The sequence below is a fragment of the Sporosarcina koreensis genome (genome assembly GCF_001531445.1).
GTDB classification, from domain to species: domain Bacteria; phylum Bacillota; class Bacilli; order Bacillales_A; family Planococcaceae; genus Sporosarcina; species Sporosarcina koreensis_C.
Window position 1 is genome coordinate 58418 of sequence record NZ_LQYA01000140.1, and the last position, 9791, is coordinate 68208.

Here is a 9791-nt window from a genome sequence, read left to right on the forward strand (position 1 = left end):
ATACGCTTCTCCATGACACCCTCGAAGAAATTTTGAAAAACCGGAATGGGGGGCTGTTATCGATCGGGGCACTGGCGACGATTTGGTCGGCCTCTAAAGGAATGAACGCCCTCACAAAGGCATTGAACCGTTCCTATTATGTCGAAGAAACAAGGTCATTCCTAGTGGCAAGGGCTATGTCCGTCGTATTTACGATCGCTTTGATTGCCGTATTGGTCGTAGCCCTGCTATTACCCGTATTCGGTCAGCAGATCGGAATGCTAGCATTCTCCTATTTCGGAATGGAAGAAGGGTTCATGAAATTATGGGGAAGCCTGCGGTGGGCCATTCCGCCGATTTTAATCTTCCTAGTCTTTACCGCACTTTACTGGGTGGTGCCGAATTTGAAGGTCCATCTGAAAAGTGCAGTGCCGGGCGCATTGTTTTCAACAGCAGGATGGATACTGACTTCTCTCGTATTCTCCTTTTACGTCGGGAATTTTGCAAATTACTCAAAGACATACGGAAGCATCGGAGGCATTATCGTCCTTATGATGTGGCTCTATTTTTCCGCGATCATCTTAATGTTAGGCGGTCAATTGAATGCCGTCATGACAGAAAGGAAGCAAGCAAAACTGGCAAAAGAAAAGAGCAATGCAGTCAATTGACACGCATTGCTCTTTTCGTCGTTAGTTGACGTTATTCAATAAGCGGAGCCCATTCAATATGACGAGGATTGTACTCCCTTCATGACCGATGACGCCTAAAGGCAGATCGACGACTTGCATAAAATTAGAGATGATAAGTACCGCGATGACGGCGACGGAAAAGAAGACGTTCTGTTTCACAATCCGTTGCATCTTCTTTGAAACTTTCACTGCGTAGGAGATTCTGGTTAAATCATTTTGCATGAGTACGACATCTGCCGTTTCCAATGCAACGTCCGTGCCTTCGCCCATTGCTATGCCAGATGTGGCTGTCGCCAAAGCGGGTGCGTCATTGATGCCGTCACCTACCATACCTACTTCTCCGTACTCCGATAAAAGGCGCTTCAATTCATTGACCTTCATCTCCGGAAGGCATTCTGCTACATACCGATCCAATCCTGCTTCCTTAGCAATCGTTTTCGCTGTATTTTCATTGTCTCCTGTTAGCATGATAGATTGGATCCCTAATTGCTTCAGGTCTTTGATCGCTTTGACTGCTTCAGGTCGCAGCGTATCTTTCAATGCGATGACAGCGAGGATTCCGTTAGCATCTTTCATAGAAACAACAGTCTTTCCTTCATTTGAAAGCTTTCGGACAATGCCCTCATTGAAGTCTTCAATTAAACTTTTCCCGACAAAATTCGGATTTCCGACGAGAACTTCGCCGGATTCTGTCAATGCCCGGATTCCATATCCCGGAACATCCTCAATCTGCGGGTTCTCTTTTTGGGCAATGCCTTGCTCAGCAGCATAATTCACGATTGCGACTGCAAGAGGATGGTTCGATTGTGCTTCGATGCTCAATAGAAGGGCCAAAGCTTTTTCAGTGTTCTCATTGTCCCGGACAATAAAATCTGTGACGACGGGCTTTCCGGAAGTCAGTGTGCCGGTCTTGTCGAAGGCGATCGCTTTCAACGAACCGAGATGTTCGAGATGGATGCCGCCTTTAAAAAGGACGCCTCTCTTCGCGCCGTTTGAAACGGCAGCAAGCGTCGCGGGCATGATCGATGCAACGAGCGCGCAAGGGGAGGCGACGACCAACAGGACGATGGCGCGGTAAAATGTTGTCGTCCAGTCCCAATCGAACAAATAATGCGGCAAAAACATCATGGCGATAACGGTGAAAATGACAATTTTCACATAGGTGCCTTCAAATTTTTCGATAAATTGCTGGGAAGGCGATTTTTCACTTTGGGCATTCTGGACAAGAGTGATAATTTTCTGGAATAAAGTCTCTGAACTTGGCTTAGTCATTTCCATTTGGATGGCTCCGCTTATATTGACGGTGCCTGCGAACAGTTCATCATCCTTCGCCTTTGTGACAGGAACCGATTCGCCATTGATGGCGGACATATCGACGGAAGTCGTCCCATGGATGACAATGCCATCAACCGGGATTCTCTCACCCGGTTTTACAAGGATCTTTGAGCCGACCGAAAGGGAAGCAGTCGCTACACTGGCTGTTGAACCGTCTTCCTGGATAAGCCATGCCTCCTCGGGCTGCAGCTCCATTAGCGCGGAAATCTCTTTATGGCTTTTATTCAATGTATACGTTTCAAGTGCACCGCTGATTGCAAAAATAAAAATCAGGATAGCGCCTTCTGCCCAATAACCGATAACGGCAGAGCCAATTGCAGCAAATACCATAAGCATCTCCACATTCAACTGCTTATCGGCAATCGTTTCCTCAATGCCTTCTTTCGCTTTAGCAAATCCACCGATTAGAAAGGCAATTATATAGAAGGAGATTGAAAGAGTAGTTGAACCTTCCTTCCCAATCAGCCATGCCGCCAGTATTAAAACTCCCGAAACAATAGCTGCTACAAGTTCCAAATGCGCCATCCAATGAGTCGGGCTCTGTGCTGTTTCCTTAGTATTTGTTGTCATTTGACTACCTCCTAATTGAGAATGAATATCAACTTCATTACATTGAATTTAGTACAGAATGCATTAGATACAATGCAGAATGGATAAAATTCAAATGAATGATAATCGTTATGATGTGATAATTATTATAAATAATAGTATATCATGTTCAATGGGAAAGTGGTACTCAATGCTCGAAAAAGGAAATAAAAAAAGCAGAAGCGGAATTTAAAGTTCCGACTTCTGCATATTTTCTGGTCTAGTTACATCTAGGCTCCGGGTGTCCTTCGCTTTTGTTTATTAATTGAAAACCTTTTCTTTGAATTGAGATAGTTTTTCAAGGGAAGATTGATCTACGTCCGCGTGCAAGCTATTCCCGTGTGAATCCATCGTGACGACAGCGGTAAAGTCCTCGACGCGCAAATGCCACATCGCTTCCGGAATGCCGAATTGGAGAAGATCCACACCTTCAACCGCTTTAATGCAGTCTGCATAATATTGCGCTGCTCCGCCGATAGCGTTCAAATACACGCCGCCATGCTCCTGCAACGCTGCAAGTGTTTTCGGACCCATTCCGCCTTTTCCGATAACTGCGCGAATGCCGAATTTCTTCATAATATCGCCTTGATAAGGCTCCTCGCGAATTGACGTCGTTGGTCCGGCAGCGACGATTTCATATCCGCCGTCTTCGTTTTTCAAGACGACCGGACCGCAATGGTAAATAATGTGGCCATTGAGATCGACCGGAGCATCATTTTCCGATAGGTGCTTATGAATTGCGTCGCGTCCTGTATACATACGGCCGCTAATTTTGACGACGTCTCCGACTTGAAGGTCACGGATCTGTTCTTCGCTAATTGGCGCCGTCAGTTCGACAACTCGGGACGTCTGCTTCGTTTCAGCTTGTCCGTCTTCTTGTTCGAATGAAAGCTTTTCACCTTCATTATAGTGCCAGTTTGTCACGTTTCCAGTTGCTGGATCGAGATCTACTGCCATTCGGCGATAAGCCCAACAATTGTACGCGACGGAAACGTAGAAGCTCGCCGGAATGCGGTGCATGACGCCGATCTTACATCCTAATAATGTCGCTTCTCCGCCGAAGCCCATCGTTCCGATACCGAGTTTATTGGCCGAATCCAAAATATAAGCTTCTAATTCGGCAAGCTGAGCATTTGGATTTACATCATCCACTGCGCGGAAGAGTTGATCTTTCGCAAGCTCATAGCCGGATGTGCGGTCGCCACCGATACCGACGCCGATGAAGCCCGCTGAACAGCCTTGTCCTTGCGCTTGATAAACAGAGTGGAGGATACATTTGCGGATGCCGTCAAGATCGCGTCCCGCACGGCCTAACCCCTCCAATTCAGTCGGCAGGCTGTATTGGATATTTTTATTCTCACATCCGCCGCCTTTCAGAATCAATTTCACTTCAATATGATCCTTTTCCCACTGTTCGAATTTGATGACTGGTAGTCCTTCGCCGAGATTATCGCCACTGTTTTCTCCAGTTAGTGAGTCAACGGCATTCGGTCGCAGCTTACCGTCTTTTGTCGCTTGGACAAGTGCTTTTTTTATGGCTGCCTTGATTTCCAATTGATTGACACCGATAGGCGTTTTGATTTTGAATGTCGGCAATCCGGTATCTTGGCAAATTGGAGAAAGTTTGTCATCCGCCATGTTGATATTCTTCGCAATCGTATCGAGGCTCATTGCAGCCCGAGTACCTGCGTCTTCTTGCTCTCTCGCTGCTTTTACGGCGCGGCGGACATCTTTCGGAAGATTGGTAGACGTTTCGCAAATAAGGTCATACATGCTTTTTTCAAGTTGTTCTATGTACATGCTTATTTCCCCCCTAGAGCATTATTGCCCTTTTTCTTTTTTTTATCCCGCATTAACTGGCAGTAAGACCCCACTCGGGTGGGAGATCAACTGCCAGTAAATGCCCGATTGGTTCAACTAACTCATTCGGGGTTGAAAGACCCCCAACTGAGTGAAGTTTCACTTTATCCCGTTCATTTGTTTTTCCAGTTCGTCGACCAAGGCGATAAGCTGATCGATTTCATGGAGGTCTGTTGTTTCCGGTTCAATCGATTCGAGCTTTTCCAAAAATTGATGGAGACGATTTTTCAAATCATCGACGTTGCAGTTGCTTTGTCTTTTATCCAAGAAGTACACCTCTTTTCATCATTGTAATCGTATACGAATCGCAGTTTTTTTTCAATGTAGCAGATGGATAGGATAATAAAATGAAAATTCAGCTTAACAAAATCTTTACAATAGAAAAATACTATGCTATACTACAAGTAATCAATAGGTAAAGGAGGCCGTAGTGTAGAGACGAATCGAATCCTTACGAAAAGGAGGGGATCCGTGAACGTTTGACGGCCCTAGCCGATAAACGCCTACGAATTATATGCAAAATGAAAGTGAAGGTTCTATTCATAAGTAATGGCCCAGCCGTATTCTGATATCAGATATGGACTGGGCCTTATTCGTTCATGTTACGAATTCATATGTTTCGACGATCTCGATCGAATCAATGACAGACTGAACCATTGAACAGTTCTTTGCCGTTACATGCATGATTTTCTCCATCTGTTCATCCTTGATCTTTTCCCGTTCAATGAGGAAATGAAGATGGATCTTTTCCACACGATTCGCAATCTCCTCGTTACGGACGACTTCCTTCACTTCGATGCTGATGTTTTTTGCCGGCATTCTTTTTCTTTTCAAGATCTTACGTAGAACGCCCCCGCTGCATACTGCGATGGAAGAAACTAATAGCTGATAAGGCCGGAATCCATATTCGTCATTGGCAGAAATTTGCAGCTTGCCGAAAGATGTTTCCGTTTCAAATCCATTTTCAGTCATTTCGAATTTCATTCTAATCAATCCTCCTTATGCTACTATTGTAAAGTAATTTCTTATAATTAAGGAGCGTATTGCTTATGATTTCTTCATTAACTGCCGAACAGCGGCGGTTTTGGATTCTTGTCATCATCGTATCAATTTCAGGCTTCTCCCAAGGGATGCTATTGCCGCTCATTTCAGCTATTTTCGAGCAAGATGGGATTTCGAGCGCATTGAATGGTTTGAATGCAACAGGTTTATACATAGGTACGCTTCTTGTGTCCCCATTCATGGAAGCGCCATTACGTAAATACGGCTATAAACCCGTCATCATCTTGGGCGGCATTCTCGTCTTTTCATCCTTGCTTCTTTTTCCTTTGTGGAAACATGTTGTTTTTTGGTTCGTCTTACGGCTGTTGATCGGCATCGGTGATCACGCCCTTCACTTCTCCACACAAACGTGGATAACGAGTACATCAGAGCAGCATAGATTAGGCCGGAATATTGCAATCTATGGATTATCATTCAGTTTAGGATTTGCGGCGGGGCCACTATTTGCACCGCTCGTGAATATCCATGAAGGACTTCCGTTCATTGTCTCGGGCTTATTATGCATGTCCGCTTGGCTGCTCGTCTTCAATTTGAAAAACGATTTCCCTGAAGTATTTAAGGGGAATGTGGAGGCGGGAAGTTTTGTGAAACGGTCGAAAAGCACAATCGCTATTGCTTGGATCGCTTTTTTAGGTCCGTTCGGCTATGGGTTTCTGGAGTCGTCGTTGAATGCGATGTATCCGGTATACGCCCTGCGAAATGGGATGGACCTCACGTCAGTCTCCATGATCCTCGCCATATTTTCAATAGGGGGCATTGCTTCACAGTTGCCACTCGGCATGCTTTCGGACAAGGTCGGAAGGAGTACGATTATTCCGCTGACGTATGGGGGAGGCGCTATCGCTTTTTGGTTTGCGAGCATGATGGGGAATTCAGTTCCGCTCGTCATGCTGACTGTTTTCATCGCTGGCCTGTTTGTCGGTTCGATCTTCTCGCTTGGTATTTCATACATGTCCGACTTGACACCGGAGGACCTTTTGCCGACCGGGAACTTGCTTTGCGGCATCTTCTTCAGCATCGGCAGTCTGACGGGGCCTTTTGCAGGAGGACTTTTCCTTGAATTCATTGAAAATGTCAGCTACTTGCTCATCATCTCCATCCTGTTCGGCGTGTTGTTTGTCATCTCACTGTTTGGCACGAAAAGAAAAAGCATTCTTGTTTAATGGCAGCAAAGATAAACTAAGAGATTTAGTTGATGGGGAGAAGAGAAAGCCATAAAAACACAATGTTCGGGACGCAATTCTCATATGAATTGGTGTCCCTGTTTTTTTGTTGCATCAACAGTTAGAAGCTTAGGAATTAGCAACATCTCATAAATATAAGTGTGTTTGGTAATTCGATCGTTAAAACACTTGCTAATTGGATATTGAAAAGAAAACATAGTAGGAAGATGAGAAATCTATGCTAAAATAAATTAAAGATTGAGAAATATTATCCTTCAACTAACGGAGCAGGTTAGTGAAAGATCAACACGATAAATATGGGTTTAAAAGGGACGCTGTTTACCGCTTAAAAAACGAGAGAAGTTTTAAACTTTTGTGTAAATCAAAAAAGACGTGATGATAGGTGAAGGGGGGTTCTACATTGCGACATAAAATATATACCATATTGTTATTTCTATTATTTTCTCTTTATACTTTCATACTTTCGCTTCAAAGTTCTATGTTATTTATAATCGTTTTAGTATCAGGTTGGTACATTTGGTCAAATGTGGACTTTGGTAAAATTAAGCACCTAGATAACAAAGAATCATCTATTCCAATCAACATTATTTATTGGGATTGGAAAAATTCTTTCTAACAAGACCATCATTATAACTTATCAATTATTCGTGAATACACAAAGTTGAATACGGTTTATGGGGAGAAAACAATTAAAAACAAAAACAGGGGCACAGTTGAATTGTGCCCCTGTTTTTTTTTATAGATAAACAGGTACTCAACTGCTTTTGAAGATGCTGTAGGTATTCTAATCTATTTTATTTTCCCTACCCCCAAACTATAATAAACACTTTACACTAGTCTGCGAATTCTTTATATTTAAGTAAGCAAGAAAGAGAGAGTAAATCGCCGGAATCTTAGCGGAGTAGGCGTTTCAAATCTAGTTTTCATCAAGTTTTTCTTGGTCACTCGGGTTGGCTACCTAGAAGTATCTGCAGGAGAGGAGATATCAATTTAAATATGAAAAATGTAATATTTTACACGTCTATCGTTTTAAACATTCTGTTGATTATTGTTGTGTTTTTTATATACTCCAAGCTAGACAGTAATAAAGAAATTGCATCGAATGAAATCCAACATCAATTAATTGAATTGGAAAGCGTTATAGGTGAACAGATGCAATTATCATGGAGTAATCCCGAATTAGTAACAAGACAGTTGGATAAATCCTTAAAGACAATGCAACGCTCTTTTGAACTAATAGAAAAATCATCTATTGCTGTAAATAAGTCTGACATTGAGGCTATAGACTCTGTCCTCGGCAAGTTGGAGTTATATAAAAAGGCGGAATCACATGTCGAACCTCAAGAAGTAGATAGTTTTGAAAGGCTCTCAGCAACTCTTCGAAAAGAAGGGGTTGGCCAAGGTATTACAATTACAGTTAATAACTACGATGCTTTCATTGGGAAAATGAAAGCACTAGATAATGAAATTGAAAATCCTTTAGACAAAGAATAATTTGGTTATTTCTTTAAGCCTCTGTGCCGGCAGACTGGTTAAAGTAGAAATAAATAAATTATCATAGGAGGAAAAAAATTTGAAAAAAATTACGACCTTGCTTTTCACTACAATACTATTCTTTTCATTTAGTCTACAATCGTTTGCAAGCACTGGTGTTTCTTTGACTCCGGAGACACCTTTGAATGACAATCATTTAGGAGAAATTGAAAAAATCTATGGAATTCCTGCTGAAGTGTTGAGGAGTTTAAATGAAGAAACCATTAATTCATTTCAAACTGATGTAGATCCAGAAGATCTTTCTTCAAAAACTATTTATGTTAGGATTACAGAAGACAACAGCGGCTTGAGTTCTTCAAAAGCATTTACTGAGTTTGAATATCTTAAAGAATTAGCTAAGGAAGAAGCTTCACAGTTATCAAATGAAAACTCCTGGATGCGTATCCACTTGACTTTGATTTCGAAAAGCTCAACTGTTGGGGAGGTTTCTGGTAATTTCACATGGCTAAAAAGACCTGCATTTCGAATGAAGGATGTTGTTGGGTTAGTTGTGCAGAATGGAACAGTAATTAATAATTCAGCAAATGGTTTTTACTCTCACAGCACATCTCAAGGACCCTCTACTACCTATTGGACATCGGGTTTCAAATATTTCATTGGTGGAGTTACTAAAACACAAACTCTTGCAAAGCCTGACTATCCAGTCTTAACGGATAACATGTTCATAAGATTTCAAATCCATAAGAATGGTGCAGAAGGTCTTTTTGGAACTTACGGACATCAAAGAATGTCTCTTAATGTATCGAACCCCACTTTTGAGTTAACTAGATCAAGTGGTAAATTAAAGCCTCTAAACTTCAATCTAGGGTTAACTTACGATCAGTTTACAGGATATAATGATACTAATGCATCTTGGAGCTATTAAAGCAGCCGTCTGTTTAGTGAGATGAAAAAATAACCCACCTATCGAGCGGTCAACTCAGGGGTGGGTTATTTTTTGTCGTTGTTTGATGTGATAATAAAACTTATCTTCTTTTCGTTGCTTTTATGCGTTCTTATTACATTGTTTTTTCTATCATTATGAGTTCCAGAACTAAAGTAATTAGATTATTTCACTAACGGGTGCTTTAATTGAAGATCAGTGAGCTGCTTTAAGGCTCTATTTTCTTGTTCAACTAAAGAAGCAGGTTAGTTCAATAAATGATATTTGAAGTTTAGCTAGAATAAATATAAAAACATGGAGGAGTGTGTTTATGTTCAGAAAAAGATTAATTTTTATCTGCACAGTAATTTTGTCGTTAGTAATTGCGGGCTGTAATGACGAAGAGCCAATAAAAGAAGAAGTTATTCAACACAATTGGAATGAAAGTCCTCTTTTTAAATCAGGAAGTTACACAATGATCGGGGAAGAAGGACGTTTGGGTTTTATTTACGATGATAGCGAAGTAGTTAGATTTTATCCAGACAAAGTACAAAAGTATATGTGGCACTTTTGGGGAAATGAAGATGAGTTAATTGGTGATTTTAAGGTTTTAGGAACTCACGAAAACAGTGATGAGGAAATAACAGTTGTACCAACAATAGGGAATTCTTTTCCTAG

At 41.8% G+C, this 9791-nt stretch carries 9 protein-coding genes; 5 read left to right on the plus strand and 4 right to left on the minus strand.

What is annotated here, in order from left to right; all coding sequences use genetic code 11:
* Positions 1–647 (plus strand): YihY/virulence factor BrkB family protein (locus AWV70_RS23020; protein ID WP_201024377.1); only part of this gene is annotated, 647 nt, incomplete at its 5' end.
* Between the two features lie 21 nt (positions 648–668).
* Here AWV70_RS23020 and AWV70_RS14905 read toward each other — a convergent pair.
* From AWV70_RS14905 to AWV70_RS14915, 4 genes are all read right to left on the minus strand, one after another.
* Positions 669–2573, minus strand: coding sequence for a heavy metal translocating P-type ATPase (locus AWV70_RS14905; protein WP_060208818.1), 1905 nt, complete (start codon positions 2571–2573; stop codon positions 669–671).
* A 279-nt stretch (positions 2574–2852) separates the two neighbouring features.
* Positions 2853–4391 carry a fumarate hydratase gene (locus tag AWV70_RS14910; protein ID WP_060208823.1) on the minus strand — a complete coding sequence of 513 codons (1539 nt, stop codon included), beginning with the start codon at positions 4389–4391 and terminating at the stop codon, positions 2853–2855.
* A 159-nt stretch (positions 4392–4550) separates the two neighbouring features.
* Positions 4551–4718: an SE1561 family protein gene (locus AWV70_RS24180; RefSeq protein WP_201024378.1), complete on the minus strand. Its 168-nt coding sequence runs from the start codon at positions 4716–4718 to the stop codon at positions 4551–4553.
* A 330-nt stretch (positions 4719–5048) separates the two neighbouring features.
* On the minus strand, positions 5049–5435 hold the full coding sequence (locus AWV70_RS14915; RefSeq protein ID WP_060208825.1) for an OsmC family protein: 387 nt from the start codon (positions 5433–5435) through the stop codon (positions 5049–5051).
* Between the two features lie 65 nt (positions 5436–5500).
* On the opposite strand from AWV70_RS14915, the gene AWV70_RS14920 reads away from it, so the two are divergent.
* The 4 genes from AWV70_RS14920 to AWV70_RS14940 form a co-directional block, all read left to right on the plus strand.
* Positions 5501–6676, plus strand: coding sequence for an MFS transporter (locus AWV70_RS14920; protein WP_060208828.1), 1176 nt, complete (start codon positions 5501–5503; stop codon positions 6674–6676).
* Between the two features lie 1017 nt (positions 6677–7693).
* Entirely contained in the window at positions 7694–8191 is a 498-nt protein-coding gene (locus AWV70_RS14930) for a hypothetical protein (RefSeq protein WP_060208834.1), read from the plus strand.
* A 79-nt stretch (positions 8192–8270) separates the two neighbouring features.
* Positions 8271–9116, plus strand: a complete 846-nt coding sequence (locus AWV70_RS14935) for a hypothetical protein (protein ID WP_060208835.1) — start codon at positions 8271–8273, stop codon at positions 9114–9116.
* A 328-nt stretch (positions 9117–9444) separates the two neighbouring features.
* Positions 9445–9791: hypothetical protein (locus tag AWV70_RS14940; protein WP_082713649.1), on the plus strand; the 347-nt coding region annotated here is incomplete at its 3' end.